The organism is Nocardioides daejeonensis (genome assembly GCF_003194585.1).
Classification (GTDB): Bacteria; Actinomycetota; Actinomycetes; order Propionibacteriales; family Nocardioidaceae; genus Nocardioides; species Nocardioides daejeonensis.
In genome coordinates this window covers 98,757-113,396 of sequence record NZ_QHKZ01000002.1, presented here as the reverse complement: position 1 = coordinate 113,396, position 14,640 = coordinate 98,757, and the positions used below count along the sequence as shown (strand labels likewise).

Annotated in this window: 13 protein-coding genes; 9 read left to right on the top strand and 4 right to left on the bottom strand. The window is 68.8% G+C overall.

Annotated features, from left to right (window positions below; genetic code table 11):
* Positions 1 to 30 precede the first annotated feature (30 nt).
* Positions 31 to 651, top strand: coding sequence for a dephospho-CoA kinase (gene coaE / locus DNK54_RS05260; RefSeq protein ID WP_110205926.1), 621 nt, complete (start codon positions 31 to 33; stop codon positions 649 to 651).
* Between the two features lie 24 nt (positions 652 to 675).
* On the opposite strand, the gene DNK54_RS05255 is transcribed toward coaE, so the two are convergent.
* Entirely contained in the window at positions 676 to 1,626 is a 951-nt protein-coding gene (locus DNK54_RS05255) for a sigma-70 family RNA polymerase sigma factor (protein ID WP_110206430.1), read from the bottom strand.
* A gap of 180 nt (positions 1,627 to 1,806) precedes the next feature.
* Positions 1,807 to 3,963: a S9 family peptidase gene (locus DNK54_RS05250; protein WP_110205925.1), complete on the bottom strand. Its 2,157-nt coding sequence runs from the start codon at positions 3,961 to 3,963 to the stop codon at positions 1,807 to 1,809.
* Between the two features lie 55 nt (positions 3,964 to 4,018).
* Between DNK54_RS05250 and DNK54_RS05245 the strand changes: the two genes are divergently transcribed.
* The 3 genes from DNK54_RS05245 to DNK54_RS05235 are packed head-to-tail and all read left to right on the top strand — an operon-like array spanning position 4,019 to position 6,151.
* Entirely contained in the window at positions 4,019 to 4,714 is a 696-nt protein-coding gene (locus DNK54_RS05245; protein ID WP_110205924.1) for a LamB/YcsF family protein, read from the top strand.
* Between the two features lies 1 nt (position 4,715).
* Positions 4,716 to 5,306 carry a 5-oxoprolinase subunit B family protein gene (locus DNK54_RS05240; protein WP_110205923.1) on the top strand — a complete coding sequence of 197 codons (591 nt, stop codon included), beginning with the start codon at positions 4,716 to 4,718 and terminating at the stop codon, positions 5,304 to 5,306.
* The gene (locus tag DNK54_RS05235) at positions 5,303 to 6,151 is read left to right on the top strand and encodes a 5-oxoprolinase subunit C family protein (protein WP_110205922.1); all 849 of its coding nucleotides are present in this window, start codon (positions 5,303 to 5,305) and stop codon (positions 6,149 to 6,151) included. The genes DNK54_RS05240 and DNK54_RS05235 overlap by 4 nt, the downstream gene beginning before the upstream one ends.
* Here the strand turns inward: DNK54_RS05235 and DNK54_RS05230 are convergent.
* A complete protein-coding gene (locus tag DNK54_RS05230) occupies positions 6,126 to 7,487 on the bottom strand; it encodes a DNA polymerase IV (protein ID WP_110205921.1) in 1,362 nt (453 codons plus the stop codon). The genes DNK54_RS05235 and DNK54_RS05230 overlap by 26 nt on opposite strands.
* A gap of 107 nt (positions 7,488 to 7,594) precedes the next feature.
* Here DNK54_RS05230 and DNK54_RS05225 point away from each other — a divergent pair, with 107 nt between their 5' ends.
* Both DNK54_RS05225 and DNK54_RS05220 read left to right on the top strand, forming a co-directional pair.
* Positions 7,595 to 8,527 (top strand): DUF4192 domain-containing protein, encoded by a 933-nt coding sequence (locus DNK54_RS05225; RefSeq protein WP_110205920.1) that lies wholly within the window; start codon positions 7,595 to 7,597, stop codon positions 8,525 to 8,527.
* A 61-nt stretch (positions 8,528 to 8,588) separates the two neighbouring features.
* Positions 8,589 to 10,058, top strand: coding sequence for a glutamate-cysteine ligase family protein (locus DNK54_RS05220; RefSeq protein ID WP_110205919.1), 1,470 nt, complete (start codon positions 8,589 to 8,591; stop codon positions 10,056 to 10,058).
* Between the two features lie 10 nt (positions 10,059 to 10,068).
* On the opposite strand, the gene DNK54_RS05215 is transcribed toward DNK54_RS05220, so the two are convergent.
* Positions 10,069 to 10,527, bottom strand: coding sequence for a hypothetical protein (locus DNK54_RS05215; protein WP_162602307.1), 459 nt, complete (start codon positions 10,525 to 10,527; stop codon positions 10,069 to 10,071).
* A 281-nt stretch (positions 10,528 to 10,808) separates the two neighbouring features.
* On the opposite strand from DNK54_RS05215, the gene DNK54_RS05205 reads away from it, so the two are divergent.
* From DNK54_RS05205 to DNK54_RS05195, 3 genes are all read left to right on the top strand, one after another.
* Positions 10,809 to 12,218: an ATP-binding protein gene (locus tag DNK54_RS05205; protein ID WP_110205917.1), complete on the top strand. Its 1,410-nt coding sequence runs from the start codon at positions 10,809 to 10,811 to the stop codon at positions 12,216 to 12,218.
* Positions 12,219 to 12,276: 58 nt separating this feature from the next.
* A complete protein-coding gene (locus DNK54_RS05200) occupies positions 12,277 to 12,852 on the top strand; it encodes an HhH-GPD-type base excision DNA repair protein (protein WP_110205916.1) in 576 nt (191 codons plus the stop codon).
* A gap of 122 nt (positions 12,853 to 12,974) precedes the next feature.
* Entirely contained in the window at positions 12,975 to 14,486 is a 1,512-nt protein-coding gene (locus DNK54_RS05195; RefSeq protein WP_110205915.1) for an RNA polymerase sigma factor, read from the top strand.
* Positions 14,487 to 14,640 lie beyond the last annotated feature (154 nt).

The window sequence follows — 14,640 nt, the reverse complement described above, 5'->3', positions numbered from 1 at the left end:
CGGTCGGCGGCGGGCACTACCCTCGCCGTCATGAGAATCGGGTTGACCGGAGGCATCGCCTCAGGCAAGAGCACTGTTGCGACGATGCTGGTCGAGGCGGGTGCGGTGCTCATCGACGCCGACGCACTCGCCCGTGAGGTCGTCGCGGCCGGTACGCCGGGCCTCGCGGCTGTGGTCGCCGCGTTCGGTCCCGAGGTGCTCACCGAGTCGGGGGAGCTCGACCGGCCACGAATGGGGGCGCTGGTCTTCAACGACGAAGGCGCCCGGCGACGGCTGGAGGCGATCGTGCACCCGCTGGTCTTCCAACGGATCACGGAGCTGGAGGCCTCAGCGCCAGCCGGCGCCTTGGTCGTGCACGACATCCCACTGCTTGCCGAGTCCGGTCGTGCCGACACCTTCGACGCGGTGGTCGTGGTCGACGTCCCTCCCGAGGTGCAGGTGGAGCGGATGCTTCGCGACCGTGGCTGGACGCGGGAGGATGCCGAGTCCCGGATGGCGGCTCAGGCGAGCCGGGAGCAGCGCCTGGCGATCGCGACACACGTCATCGAGAACACCGGAACGCTCGACGACCTCCGCGCTCGGATCGCGGAGGTCGTCGAGGTGCTGCGCCACGGGGAAGGGGGAAACCCGGCGGGGCAGCGGGAGGGCTGACCGGGGGCGGGCAGCCGAGTCGGCTCAGGCAGCCAGGTCGGGGTCGGCGAAGCCGCGCAGCTTCTGCAGTGCCTCGCGCTCGAGCTGGCGCACCCGTTCGGCTGAGATCCCGTGCTTGGCGCCGATGTCGGCCAGCTTGTGCTGGCGGCCGTCGGAGAGACCGTAGCGGGAGCGGATGATGTCGGCTGCTCGGTCGTCGAGCTGGGAGACCAGCGCGTTCAGTCGGTCGCGGCTCTCCGTGTCGAGCACCTCCAGGTCGGGACTCGGCGTCGTCTCCTGTGCCATCAGGTCGCCGAGCGAGGTGTCGCCGTCCTCGTCGACGGGGGTATCGAGGCTGACGTGGTCGCGTCCCCAGCGGATCAGGTCGAGTACCCGCTCCACCTCCATGCCGAGCTCTTCGGCGATCTCGTGCGGCTCGGCGTCACGGCCGAGCTGGCGCTCCAGGGTGCGCCGCGCGCTGCCGACCTGGTTGAGCTCCTCGACCACGTGGACGGGAAGACGAACGACCCGTCCCTGCTGGGCGATGCCACGGGTGATCGCCTGACGCACCCACCAGGTGGCGTAGGTGGAGAACTTGTAGCCCTTGGCGTAGTCGAACTTCTCGACCGCACGGATCAGGCCCGTGTTGCCCTCCTGGATCAGGTCGAGCATCGGCATCTGCGAGCGGCCGTACTTACGGGCGATGGAGACGACCAGACGAAGGTTGGCGTTGATGAAGGTCTGGGTGGCCCGCTGGCCCTCGGCTGCCAGCCACTCGAGCTCCTCCTGGGTCGCCGACTTCGGTGCGCCGCCCTTGCGGCGCCCGACCCGGCCCTCGGCCAGCAGGTGTTCGGCCAACAGGCCCGCCTCGATGGTCTTGGAGAGCTCCACCTCGGTCGCTGCGTCGAGCAGCGGCGTCCGGGCGATCTCGTCCAGGTAGAGGCCGACGCTGTCGCGTCCCTCGATCTCCCGGTTGGTGGTGGTCTTCGTGGCCATCTCGTCACCCTCCTTCGTCAGGTGGGTACCCATCGGTGGACGGGCCCACACGCTCAGTTCAACGTGTTCCGGGGCGGTTGTGTTCCCGCTCCGCATCGAACGTCTTCACTGGTTCTGACGAGTAGGGACGCCCGGAAGTTGCCTGTTTTCCGGGTTCTCAGGGACTTCTCAGGGGATGGGTCAGGGACGGTGTGGCTCCGCGTCCGCCAAGCCCATCCGGTCGAGGATCCACGCCAGGGAGAAGGCGCGATCGATCCAGGCCTGATAGCGCCCGGAGACCCCGCCGTGGCCGGCCGCCATCTCTGTCTTGAGCAGGAAGTCGCGCCGACCGACGGCGGTGGCCCGGAGCCGGGCCACCCACTTGGCCGCCTCGACGTAGAAGACGCGGGTGTCGTTGAGCGACGTCTCGGCCAGGATCGGGGGATAGTCAAGAGCCGCGACGTTCTCATACGGTGCGTAGCCACCGATCCGCTCGTACGCCGCGGGGTCGGCTTCGGGGTTGCCCCACTCCTCGTACTCCATCACGGTCAGAGGCAGCGAGGAGTCCAGCATGGTGGTGAGCACGTCGACGAAGGGCACAGCCGCCACGAACCCGGCGAAGAGCTCGGGTGCCTGGTTGGCGACCGCCCCGATCAACAGGCCGCCGGCGCTGCCGCCCTCGGCGACGATCCGGTCCGGACTGCTCCAGCCCGACTCCGCCAGATGCCGCGCGCAGGCGATGAAGTCGGTGAAGGTGTGCTGCTTGTGCTCGAGCTTGCCGTCGTCGTACCAGTGCCGGCCCATCTCGCCGCCGCCGCGCACGTGAGCGATCGCGAAACCCGCGCCGCGGTCGAGGAGGGAGAGCCGAGCGATGGAGAAGTACGGGTCGATCGAGGCCTCGTAGGCGCCGTACCCGTAGAGGAGGACCGGAACGGAGCCGTCCCGGGGACTGCCTGCGGGCACCACGAGTGAGATCGGCACGCGAGTTCCGTCGGGCGAGGTCGCCCACAGCCGGTGCTCCTCGTAGTGGGCAGGGTCGTAGCCGCCCAGGACCGGGGTCTCGCGGAGCAAGGTGAGCTCTCCGGTCCGCACGTCGTAGTTGTGCACCGCCCCTGGCTTGGCGAGGGTGGTGTAGCCGAGCCGCACGACCGGCTGGGCGAACTCCGGGTTGCCTCCCGAGCCGATCGTGTAGACCTCGTCGGGGAACGCCACCTGGCGGTCGTCGACGACGCCGTCGGCGCCGAGCAGGAGGATCCGCAGCTGCGTCAGACCGTCGCGCCGCTGATGGACCACGAGATGGCTCGCGAAGGCGTCGACGTCCTCCAAGCGCACCTCGGAGCTGTGGGCCAGGAGGGGCTGCCACCGGCTCCGTGGGGTCGGCTCGACCGGCGCGGTCGCGAGCTCGAAGTTCGGCCCGTTGCCGTTGTGGAGCACGAGGAAGACGTCTTCGCCGGCAAGCACAGCGTGCTCGAGCCCGTACTCGACCCCGGTCTCTCGCGGCGTGTAGACGCGGAAGCCGACTTCGGCGGCCCGGGTGTCGAGCACCCGGAACTCGGTGGTGGTCTTGGCGCCCGACATCACCAGCACGAAACGGTCGGTGCGGCTGACCCCCACCCCGACCCAGAAGTGCGGGTCGGTCTCGTGGAAGACCAGCTCGTCCTCGGTCTGCGCGGTGCCCAGGACGTGCCGCCAGACCTTGTCCGCACGCCAGCTCTCGTCGACCGTGACGTAGTAGAAGGCGCCGCCGCGCGGATCCCAGGTGGCGCCACCGAGCACACCGGTGATCTCGTCGTCGAGCACCGTCCCGGTGCGCAGGTCCTTGACCCGCAGCGTGAAGCGCTCGTCCCCGACGACGTCGGTGGAGTAGGCGAGCAGGTGGGCGTCGGGGCTGATCGCCGAGCCGCCGAGGGAGAAGAAGTCGTGTCCGGCGGCGAGCTCGTTGAGGTCCAGCAGCACCTCCTCGCCCGGTAGTGCCGGTTGGTCGGCGGCGGTGTTCTCGGCCGGCCGCGGCGGCGTCCAGTCGTCCGGGTCGGCGACCGCGACCCGGCAGGAGGCGCCGTATTCCTTGCCCTCGTAGGAGCGCGAGTAGTACCAGTGCCCGCGGATCCGGGTAGGCACGGAGAGGTCGGTCTCCTGGGTGCGTGCCTTGATCTCGTCGAAGATCTGCTGCCGGAGACCCGCCAGGTGGGCGGTGCGGGCCTCGGTCCAGGCGTTCTCGGCCTCGAGATGAGTGATGACCTCAGGGTTCTCCTTGTCGCGCAGCCACTCGTAGTCGTCGGCCTTCTCGTGGCCGTGGTGGAGGGTGACAAGGCGCTCCTGCCGTGCGGCAGGAGGCGTGGTCGGCTGCGGGTGCGTCATGTCGCAGACCCTATGAGGTCGACCCAGGGCCGGTGCGCACCACTAGGTTGACCCTGTGCGGACCATCGACCTGAATGCCGACCTGGGCGAGGAGATCACCGATGACGATGCGCTGCTCGCCGTGGTGACGAGCGCCAACGTCGCGTGCGGATTCCATGCCGGGAACGATGGCGTCATGCGGTCGGTCTGCGAGGGCGCCGCGGCGTACGGCGTCGTTGTGGGAGCTCAGGTGAGCTACCGGGACCGGGAGCACTTCGGCCGTCGTCGCCTCGACATCGATGCGGGGCTCCTCGCTGAGCAGGTCGCTGAGCAGGTCGACACCCTCCGCCGGCACGCCGCGGCCGCGGGAACCCGGGTCGCCTACGTGAAGCCGCACGGTGCGCTCTACAACCGCGTCGTCGAAGACGCAGAACAGGCTGCCGCCGTGCTGGCCGGCTCCGGTGACCTGCCGGTGCTCGGTCTGCCGGGCGGGGTGCTGCTCGACCAGGCCGCGGCGGCAGGGCGGCGTACCTGGCGCGAAGGCTTCCCCGATCGGGGCTACACGAGCGAGGGCCGACTGGTGCCGCGCGACCTGCCCGGCGCGCTGGTCACCATCGAGCCCGAGATCGTCGCCGGTGCCCTTCGCCTGGCACGCGAGGTCGACTCGCTCTGCCTGCATGGTGACTCGCCGGGGGCGGTCGACCATGCCCGCGCCGTACGCCGGGCGCTCGAGCAGTCAGGCTGGACGCTGGCCGCCTTCGAGGTGGGCTGAGATGCGCTGCCTGTCGATGGGGCCGAAGGCGTTGCTGGTCGAGACCGACGGCCCCTGGCGGTCGCTGGCCCTCGCGGAGCTGGCCCGCGCGGAGGACTGGGCCGTCGATGTCGTGCCGGCGGCCGCGACCGTGCTGCTGGACGGCGTCCGCGACCCGGAGGAGGTACGCCGTCGCGTCGTCTCCGAACCGGTGGCGGCAACCCCTCCCGATGGCCCGACGGTGCGGATCCCGGTGACCTACGACGGTCCCGACCTTGAGGAGGTGGCGACGCGCTGGCAGGTCGACTCCGAGCAGGTCGTCGCCCGGCACACGTCGGTCACCTGGGTGGCGCTCTTCACGGGCTTCGCCCCGGGGTTCGGCTACCTCGCCACCAAGGAGACGTGGCCGTCGGTCGGCCGTCGGTCCACGCCGCGCCCGCGTGTCCCGGCGGGGGCGGTCGGCCTGGCGGATCGCTGGTCGGGGATCTATCCGGCCGAGACCCCCGGCGGCTGGCAGCTGATCGGCCGCACGGAGGTGGTGCTCTGGGATGCGCTACGCGCCGACCCCGCCCTGCTCACTCCGGGGACGCGCGTCCGGTTCGTGGCGCGATGAGCCTGCTGGTGTTGGACCCCGGCCCGTTGACGACGGTGCAGGACCGTGGTCGGCCGGGCTGGGCGCACCTGGGCGTGCCCGTGGCGGGGGTGCTCGACACTGTCAGTGCCGCGCTGGCCCTCCGGCTGGTCGGTGCATCGCCGGAGGAGGCTCTCCTGGAGACGACCGTCGGCGGCATGAGCGCCCGGGTCGACGGTGCCCGCTGGATGGCGGTGACCGGCGCCGACGGCCCGTTGACGATCGCGGGGCGGCCGGCACCGCGTCACACCGCGGTGTGGGTGCCGGACGGAGCCGTGGTCGAGGTCGGCGCGGCGGCCAGGGGCGTGCGGGCCTATGTGGCATTCGCGGGTGGTGTAGCCGTGGAGCCTGTGCTGGGATCACGCTCCACCGACACGCTCGCGGGGGTCGGCCCCCCTGTGCTGCGCGCGGGTGCGGTCCTGCCGCTCGGTGTGCCGTCCGGGTCGCCGACCGGTGTCGAGGCGCCGGGTCCGGTGGCGAGACGACGCTCGCTACGCGTGTGGCCCGGCCCGCGCCGGGACTGGCTGGCGCCGGGCGCATGGGAGCAGCTGCTGGCCACCTCCTGGTCGGTGGGCGCCGCGTCGAATCGCGTCGGGCTGCGCTTGCAGGGAGCCGGGGTGCCCCGCAGGGAGGGGGAGATCGCCAGCGAAGGCATGGTCGCGGGTGCCGTGCAGCTACCGCCCGACGGGCAGCCGGTCGTCTTCCTTGCCGATCATCCGGTGACCGGTGGCTACCCGGTCGTTGCGGTGGTCGACGCCGGGGACCTGCCGGTGTGTGCGCAGCTGCGTCCGGGAGAGCGGGTCACTCTCCGTCCTGCACGTCGCTGACCGGCCGGTCACGCGTCGGCTCGCCGCCGGAGGCGGGATCCGGCTCCGTCACCGTCGTCAGGTCGGGGTCGTCGACATGGAAGCTGCGCACGGGCCCGGGCCCCGTCTCGGCGGTCTCGAAGCGGACGGTCACCACCTGACGGCCGGACCCCCAGACCCAGCCTCGTCCGTACTCCGGGTGGGCCACGTCCATGCCGGGCGCCCATCCGCGCCGCAGCGGCGTCGGCAGCTCGGGCTCGGGCTCCGGGTCCTCTGGCTCGTCCGTGAGGGAGAAGAGATCGTCCTGTACCCAGTCGGCCAGGCCGGAGACCCCGACACCCAGCAGCCGTACGCCGCCGCTTGTCTCCAGGTCGGCCAGCAGCGACCGCGCGGTGCGCGCGATGAGGCCGGCGTCGTCGGTGGGCGAGGCGAGGGTGGCGGAGCGGCTCATCGTGGTGAAGTCGTGGAGCCGCACCTTGATGGTGACCGTGCGTCCTGACAGGCCGCTCCTGCTCAGGCGCCGCGAGACGTCGCCGGCATAGCGGGTGAGCAGCGCCTCCATCACCGCACGGTCGGTGAGGTCGTCGGCATAGGTGCCCTCGGTGCTGACCGACTTCGTCTCCCGCTCGGGCTCGACGGCCCGGTCGTCGATGGCCCGGGCGAGTCGGTGGAGCGACAGGCCATGGGCCCGCCCGAGGATTCGGATCAGCTCGCCCTCGCTGCGCTTCTCCAGCTCCGCGACTGTGTGTACGCCGACCCGCCGGAGCCGCTCCGCCGTCGCGGGCCCGACTCCTGGCAGCACGGTGGCCTGCATCGGACGCAGCATCGCCCGCTCGGTGCCGGGGGCCACCAGCACCAGGCCGTCTGGCTTCTCCAGGTCGCTGGCCACCTTGGCGATGAACTTCGACGTGCCGATGCCGACGCTCGCGGTCAGGCCGCCGGTCAAGGTGCGGACCTGCTCGCGGAGCTCTTCGCCGAAGCGGCGCACTGCGACCAGGTCGGTGGTGTCGACGCCGCTCGGCTCCAGGTCGACGAAGGCTTCGTCGATGGAGAGTGGTTCGACCAGGGGCGAGATCGAGCGCAGCAGGTCCATGACGATCCGACTGGTGGCGCGGTAGGCATGGAAGCGACCGGTCAAGAACGCCGCATGCGGGCAGCGGGCGCGGGCCTCGCGAGTGCTCATCGCGGACCGCACCCCGAAGACGCGGGCCTCGTAGGAGGCGGTCGCGACCACGCCGCGGCCGCCGACGCCGCCCACGATGACCGGCTTGCCGCGCAGGGAGGGCTTGTCGCGCTGCTCGACCGCGGCGAAGAAGGCGTCGAGGTCGATGTGGAGCACCGACGCCTCAGACCTCATGCACGCAACGTAGCCCGATCTTGGCCGTCGGACCGCGTCGGTGGCCGGTTCCTCCACAGGTCGCGCGTGCTCGGATTGGTCCGTTCGGGGTCGGGGAGCACCCAGGTATGGACACGACATCAGCTTTCGTCATCAGGACCACCGAGGACCTTCTCGCGATGGTGCCGTTCGTGATCGGGTTCCAGCCCACGGCGTCGGTGGTGATGCTCACCTGTGCCGGCCCCACCGCCATGCATGCGCGGGTCGATCTGCCGGCCTCGCCGACCGACGACGAGCAGGTGCTCGGCCAGCTGCTCTCGGCGGCCAACTGCAACCAGGTCGCGACCGCGGCCTTCGTCCTCTACACCGACGACGTGCGGATCGCTGCTCGTCTGACCGACCTGATCATGCTCCGCTTCCTCTTGGCAGGCATCGGCGTGCTGATCGTGCTGCGCGTTCACGAGGATCGGTGGTTCGCGCTGGTCGACGGCGTCGCGGGCGCCCGTGTCGACGGTGTGCCCTTCGACATCGATCACCATCCGCTCACGATGCGCGGGGTGCTGGAGGGCCGGATCACCTATCGCAGTCGCGAGGCGCTGGCGGCCAGTCTCGATCCCGACCCGGACGGCGTAGCGGCCGTGCGTGCGATCTTGCCCGACCTCCCGGTGCCGCAGCGAGGTGAGGGAGCGGCGCACCGCGTGCGCGCCGTCGTACGCCGGCACCTGCGGGGCGGCCGAGTGCCAGACGCCGAGCTGGTGGCAGAGCTCGCCACACTGCTCGCTGATGAGGCGACCGTCGAGCGGGTCGTCCACGGGATGCGCCGCGACGCGATCGCGAGCGCCCGCGCCGAGTTCTGGTGTGGGGTGCTGCGCCGGACGCCGCCGGAGCTCCTGGCGCCCGTCGCGGCAGTCACCGCGATGGCCGCGTGGCTGGCCGGGGAGGGCGCGCTCGCCTGGTGTGCCGTCGACCGGGCGGACGCGGCTGGTCCGCGGCATCCGGTCGCGGCCCTCGTCGCCGAGAAGCTGCAGGGAGCCGTCCCGCCGCGCGCTTGGGGCGCTTGAGCGGCCTCGGCAAGGCTGCGTGAGCGTTTCCAGGCGCGAGAGGGGCGACTACGCTGCCGTCATGGGTGAAGAGATCGCTTCCCAGGAGTTCTCCCGTGCCGATCGGGCCCGCTATCGGGAGAAGGTGCGACAGTGCCTCGACGTCTTCACCCGCATGCTGCGCGAGTCGGTCTTCGACACCGATGATCCGATGATCGGGCTGGAGATCGAGCTCAACCTGGTCGACGACCGCGGCCTGCCGGCGATGAAGAACGCCGAGGTGCTGGAGCAGATCGCCGATCCCGACTTCCAGACCGAGCTCGGCCAGTTCAACGTGGAGATCAACGTGCCGCCGCGGCACCTCCACAAGGACGGGCTCGAGGTCTACGAGGAGGAGCTGCGGCGCAGCCTCAACCATGCGGAGCAGCGCTCCCGCGAGGTGGGTGCCCACATGGTGATGATCGGCATCCTGCCCACCTTGGCTGATGCCCACCTCACCCAGGACGCGCTCAGTCCCAACCCTCGCTACCGGTTGCTGAGCGACCAGATCCTCAACAGCCGCGGCGAGGACATCGTCATCGACATCGCCGGCGTCGAGCGGTTGCGCACCACGGCGGACTCGATCATCCCCGAGGCCGCATGCACCAGCACGCAGTTCCACCTGCAGTGCTCGCCCGACGACTTCGCCGGACACTGGAACGCGGCTCAGGCCGTCGCCGGCATCCAACTGGCGGTGGGCGCGAACTCGCCGGTGCTGTTGGGCCGGGAGCTGTGGCGCGAGACGCGGATTCCTCTCTTCGAGCAGGCGACAGACACGCGCAGCGAAGAGCTCAAGGCACAGGGTGTGCGCCCGCGGGTGTGGTTCGGCGAGCGCTGGATCACCTCGGTCTTCGACCTCTTCGAGGAGAACGTCCGCTACTTCCCGGCGCTGCTCCCGGTGACGGACGCCGAGGACCCGGAGCAGGTGCTCGCCGACGGTGGTGTGCCGACGCTTCCCGAGCTGCGGCTTCACAACGGCACCATCTACCGGTGGAACCGGCCGGTCTACGACATCGCCGACGGGGTGCCGCACCTGCGCGTGGAGAACCGGGTGCTCGCTGCCGGGCCGACCGTCGTCGACACCCTCGCCAACGCGGCGTTCTGGTTCGGGCTGGTGCGGCAGCTCTCCGGCTCCGAGCGCCCGCTCTGGTCGCAGATGTCCTTCAGCGCAGCGGAGGAGAACTTCCACCAGGCTGCCAGGCACGGGATCGAGGCGGAGGTCTACTGGCCGGGGCTGGGTCAGGTGCGCGCCGCGGAACTCGTGCTGCGCCGACTGCTTCCGGTCGCCGCCGAGGGCTTGGCTGCGTGGGGTGTGCGTGCGGAGAACTCTGACCGGCTCCTCGGCATCATCGAGCAGCGGTGCGTCACCGGCGTCAACGGCGCCTCCTGGTTCGCCGACCGGATGCACGCCCGCGACGCCGACCTGGGGCGTGCGGAGGCGGTACGTCGCGCCCTGGTCGACTACCGCGAGCTCATGCACGAGAACGCGCCGGTGCACACCTGGGACTCCTGAGTCCCGTGCGCTAGGCGCGCCGCTCCCGCAGTCGCTTCCAGGTCTTGCTGCTCCCGTCACGCAGGTCGTACCAGCCCGTCTTGGTGATCAGGAGCAGGTGCGGGGCCAGCAGCCCTCGCAGTCGTACGGCGCGGTCCACCTCGTGCAGCCACGCGCACTCCTCCTCGTCGGGGAGCAGGGCACCGGCGCGGAGCACCCACCCATCGCCGGTCTCGTCGTGCGGAAGGGCGGCGCGCACCAGCGCGTGCTCGACCAGCGCGTCGACGACGTCGGCTCGCAGGGCCGGATCCGGCCCCGGGGCGTCGGTGATCGTCAGTTCGACCTGCGACCGTGCGACCACGCCGACCCGCAGACGTGCCGGAAACGTCCATCCGCGGTGCTCCTGTCGCAGCGCCAGCACGGCCTGACGCAGCGCCCGTCCTCGCGGCGACAGGGGTGTACGCGACGGGGGAGTGGAGGAATCGGGCACCTCGCCAGCGTGCCTCACCGGGCCGACGTACGGCAGGCGCTCTCCACAGGCACGATGCGCTGGCAGACTGGCCCCATGGTGGACCTCCAGATCTGTCAGGACCCGGACGCGGACGCGGTGCTCTCCAGCAGCGCCTTCGCCCTCGTCGCGGGCATGATGCTCGACCAGCAGTACCGATGGACAACGTGTCGCAGTTCGCGGCCTGATGGTTCAGGCAAGCTGGCGGTTCATCTAGGGAGAATCCCCGTCGATTCCCGTATGCCTGTGGCAAACTGCGCCATATGAGTTTTGAAACCACCGTCATTAACGACGATTCTGCAAATGTTCTCCTCGGGGAAGAGGAGGGCTATGTGCTTGACTTCAAGGCGACCGAAATTGCACCGTCCAAGAGTGCGCGCGCCCTATCTGCGTTTGCGAATTCCGATGGCGGCGATCTGTATATTGGAATTTCGGAAGATAAAGAAAACAAAGTCTTCCAATGGCGGGGATTCTCGTCGATCGAAGATGCAAATGGCCACATTCAAGCATTCGAGTCCGTGTTTCCTCTTGGAAACGAGGTCGACTACGAGTTTCTGAGTTTGGAATCAAATAGGGAGGCTGGCTACGTCCTTAAGGTCTCAGTGCGGCGCTCCAGTGGAGTGTCATACTCGACTGACCAGAGGGCGTATGTCCGACGAGGGGCACAGTGCATCCCCGCTACAGGGGAAGCGCTGACGCGACTGGAGTACCGCAAGGGAACTCGTAGTTTCGAGACTCATCCTGTCGATGTCCCGATCGATTTTGTCTCGAATTCTGAAAGCATTATCGGGTTCATGCTTGAGGTGGTTCCCTCAAGGGAGCCGATCGATTTCCTGCGGAAGCAATTGCTTGTTCGCGAGGGCAAGCCCACGGTCGCCTCTTTGGTTCTCTTTGCGGACGAACCACAGTCTGCACTGCCGAAGCAGACCGGATTGAAGCTGTATCGGTACACCACAACCGAGGATCAGGGTACGCGTGCCAGCCTGGTTGGGCAGCCTCAGACCATCGAGGGGAACGCCTACAACCTGATCAAGGACGCGGTGCGTGCGACCGTAGAGATGATGGAGGGCATCCGAGTCATGGGGCCTGCGGGGCTTGAGAAGGTTACGTATCCTGAAGTCACTCTTCATGAGATTATCACGAATGCGGTACTGCATCGTGATTACAGCATTGCTGATGACGTCCATGTTCGCGTGTTTGACAACAGGATCGAAGTAGAGAGCCCCGGAGGGCTCCCCTCAAACATTACTCCCGAAACGATCTTGACCGAACGTTTCTCGCGCAATGGAAACATCGTAAGATGGATTACCAAGTTTCCCGACCCGCCCAACAAGGATGTTGGTGAAGGGCTGCAGGCGGCGATTGATGCCATGCGCGAGATGAAATTGAGGGCTCCCGAGGTCATTGATCGCGGAACCTCGGTCCTGGTATTGATTCGTCATCAGCGCCTCGCGAGTCCTGAAGAATTGGTCCTGGAATACCTTCAGGCGCATGACGAGATCACGAACTCGGTGGTCCGCGGACTAACTGGGAACGGATCCGAAAACTCAGTCAAGCGAATCTTTAAGAACATGATCAAGAATGGGCTGATTGAGCCCGTCCCTGGCCGTTCTCTGCGTTACGCCGCCTACCGTCTCCCTGTGGGGCCAGGGCAGGCCGACGACGGCGCCTGAAGTGACCCGGAAGCCTGGGTGATTACAAGCGGGGGAGTGGTGGTGGGAGGATCTAGGCATGTCGATCCAGATCGCCCAAGATGTCGCAGCTGACGAGTTGCTGACGAGAGATCCCTTCGCCTTGCTGGTCGGGATGCTGCTGGACCAGCAGTACCCGATGGAGCACGCGTTCCGCGGCCCGCACAAGGTGCTCTCGCGTCTGGGCAGCTTCACCCCGGAGGTGGTGGCGGGTGCCGACCCGGAGGAGTTCGCGGCGCTGTGCGCAGTGACCCCGGCGGTGCACCGGTTCCCGGGCTCGATGGCCGCGCGTCTCCAGGAGCTGGCCCGGCTGGTGGTCGAGGAGTACGACGGCTCGACCGAGCGGCTCTGGACCGAGGCGAAGGACGCCAAGGACCTGGATAAGCGGATCCGCGCACTGCCCGGCTTCGGCGCTCAGAAGGCCAAGATCCTGCAGGCGCTCCTTGCCAAGCAGCTGGGGGTGCAGCTCGACGGATGGGAGAAGGTCACCGGCGACTACGCGCTGGAGGGCTACCGATCGGTCGCAGACGTCGTCGACGGCGAGTCGTTGCAGAAGGTGCGCGACTTCAAGAAGCAGATGAAGGCGGCCGCGAAAGCGGCCAAGCCGACGGCCTGATCGTCGGCACTCCCGGCGGGGAGGGTGGCCCGATGCGGGCAACCTCAGGGGGGCCGTGTCAGAATGTGCGAGCGGCTCTTGACGACACCGGGACTTGCCGCGCCCCAAAGCTTGACCGAGAGGTGTTCGTGTCTTCGAACTCACGCAAGTTGTTGCCGGCCGAGGTGCTTGCGCACCCGGCGATCGTCGGACTCGTCGAGGAGGCGGCCCCGACCGGCACGATCACCCCTGACGCGGTGCGCCGGGCGAGCGAGCAGGCCGCGATCGAGCCTCGGCACCTGCGTGCGCTGCTCGTGCACCTCACCGAGCGCGGCATCACGGTGACGCTCAACGTGGAGGACCAGGGTCGCGCGGTCGCGGCGGCGACCCCCCGCAAGGCGAGTGCCAGCGCAACGGCCAAGAAGACCGCTGCGAAGAAGGCGCCGGCGAAGAAGGCCGCTGCACCTGCCGAGGCCGCGCCCGCCGCCGAGGCGGCACCCGCCAAGAAGGCACCGGCGAAGAAGACAGCCGCCAAGAAGGCATCGGCTGCCCCGGTCGAGGCCGCGGTCATCGGCCCGGACGGCAAGAAGGTGCTCCCGGACATCTCCGACGAGCAGTTCGAGAAGGACGTCGCCGCCGACCCCAGCATCAAGCAGGACGAGGAGGAGGCCACCGCCACCTCCAGCTTCGTCGTCTCCGCTGCCGACGACACGGACGAGCCGGCCCAGCAGGTCATGGTCGCCGGCGCGACGGCCGACCCGGTCAAGGACTACCTGAAGCAGATCGGCAAGGTCCCCCTCCTCAACGCCGAGATGGAGGTCGAGCTCGCCAAGCGCATCGAGGCGGGCCTCTTCTCGGAGGAGAAGATGGCCAAGGGCGGCAAGATCAGCCCCAAGATGCTCGAAGAGCTCGAGTGGATCGCCGACGACGGTCGTCGCGCCAAGAATCACCTGCTTGAGGCCAACCTGCGCCTCGTGGTGTCCCTCGCCAAGCGCTACACCGGCCGCGGCATGCTCTTCTTGGACCTGATCCAGGAGGGCAACCTCGGTCTGATCCGTGCGGTCGAGAAGTTCGACTACACCAAGGGATACAAGTTCTCGACCTACGCAACCTGGTGGATCCGGCAGGCGATCACCCGCGCCATGGCCGACCAGGCCCGCACCATCCGGATCCCGGTCCACATGGTCGAGGTCATCAACAAGCTTGCCCGCGTCCAGCGCCAGATGCTGCAGGACCTGGGCCGTGAGCCCACGCCCGAGGAGCTCGCCAAGGAGCTCGACATGACCCCGGAGAAGGTCGTCGAGGTCCAGAAGTACGGGCGGGAGCCGATCTCGCTGCACACTCCGCTCGGCGAGGACGGCGACTCCGAGTTCGGTGACCTGATCGAGGACTCCGAGGCGATCGTCCCGGCTGACGCGGTCAGCTTCACGCTGCTCCAGGAGCAGCTGCACGCGGTCCTCGACACGCTGTCCGAGCGCGAGGCCGGTGTGGTCTCGATGCGCTTCGGCCTCACTGACGGGCAGCCGAAGACCCTCGACGAGATCGGCAAGGTCTACGGTGTGACCCGCGAGCGGATCCGTCAGATCGAGTCGAAGACGATGTCGAAGCTGCGGCACCCGTCGCGCTCGCAGGTGCTGCGCGACTACCTGGACTGATCTCGCGCCGGGCCGCGGTGATGTGTGCCTGACCGCGATTCCGGGTACCCAGGGACTGGGACACGGTCCCTGGACGTGCAACCTCCGTGCGAGGTCGCGCGTCTCCTGTGTGGAGAGGGACTACTCGGAGACCCTCCCGAGACAGTGGAGGAGA

What these genes read in the sequence shown, in the direction of transcription:
- coaE (WP_110205926.1), top strand. Translation starts at nt 31, where the DNA reads ATGAGAATCGGGTTGACCGGAGGCATCGCCTCAGGCAAGAGCACTGTT.
- DNK54_RS05255 (WP_110206430.1), bottom strand. Translation starts at nt 1,626, where the DNA reads ATGGCCACGAAGACCACCACCAACCGGGAGATCGAGGGACGCGACAGC.
- DNK54_RS05250 (WP_110205925.1), bottom strand. Translation starts at nt 3,963, where the DNA reads ATGACGCACCCGCAGCCGACCACGCCTCCTGCCGCACGGCAGGAGCGC.
- DNK54_RS05240 (WP_110205923.1), top strand. Translation starts at nt 4,716, where the DNA reads ATGCGCTGCCTGTCGATGGGGCCGAAGGCGTTGCTGGTCGAGACCGAC.
- DNK54_RS05235 (WP_110205922.1), top strand. Translation starts at nt 5,303, where the DNA reads ATGAGCCTGCTGGTGTTGGACCCCGGCCCGTTGACGACGGTGCAGGAC.
- DNK54_RS05230 (WP_110205921.1), bottom strand. Translation starts at nt 7,487, where the DNA reads ATGAGGTCTGAGGCGTCGGTGCTCCACATCGACCTCGACGCCTTCTTC.
- DNK54_RS05225 (WP_110205920.1), top strand. Translation starts at nt 7,595, where the DNA reads ATGGACACGACATCAGCTTTCGTCATCAGGACCACCGAGGACCTTCTC.
- DNK54_RS05220 (WP_110205919.1), top strand. Translation starts at nt 8,589, where the DNA reads ATGGGTGAAGAGATCGCTTCCCAGGAGTTCTCCCGTGCCGATCGGGCC.
- DNK54_RS05205 (WP_110205917.1), top strand. Translation starts at nt 10,809, where the DNA reads ATGAGTTTTGAAACCACCGTCATTAACGACGATTCTGCAAATGTTCTC.
- DNK54_RS05200 (WP_110205916.1), top strand. Translation starts at nt 12,277, where the DNA reads ATGTCGATCCAGATCGCCCAAGATGTCGCAGCTGACGAGTTGCTGACG.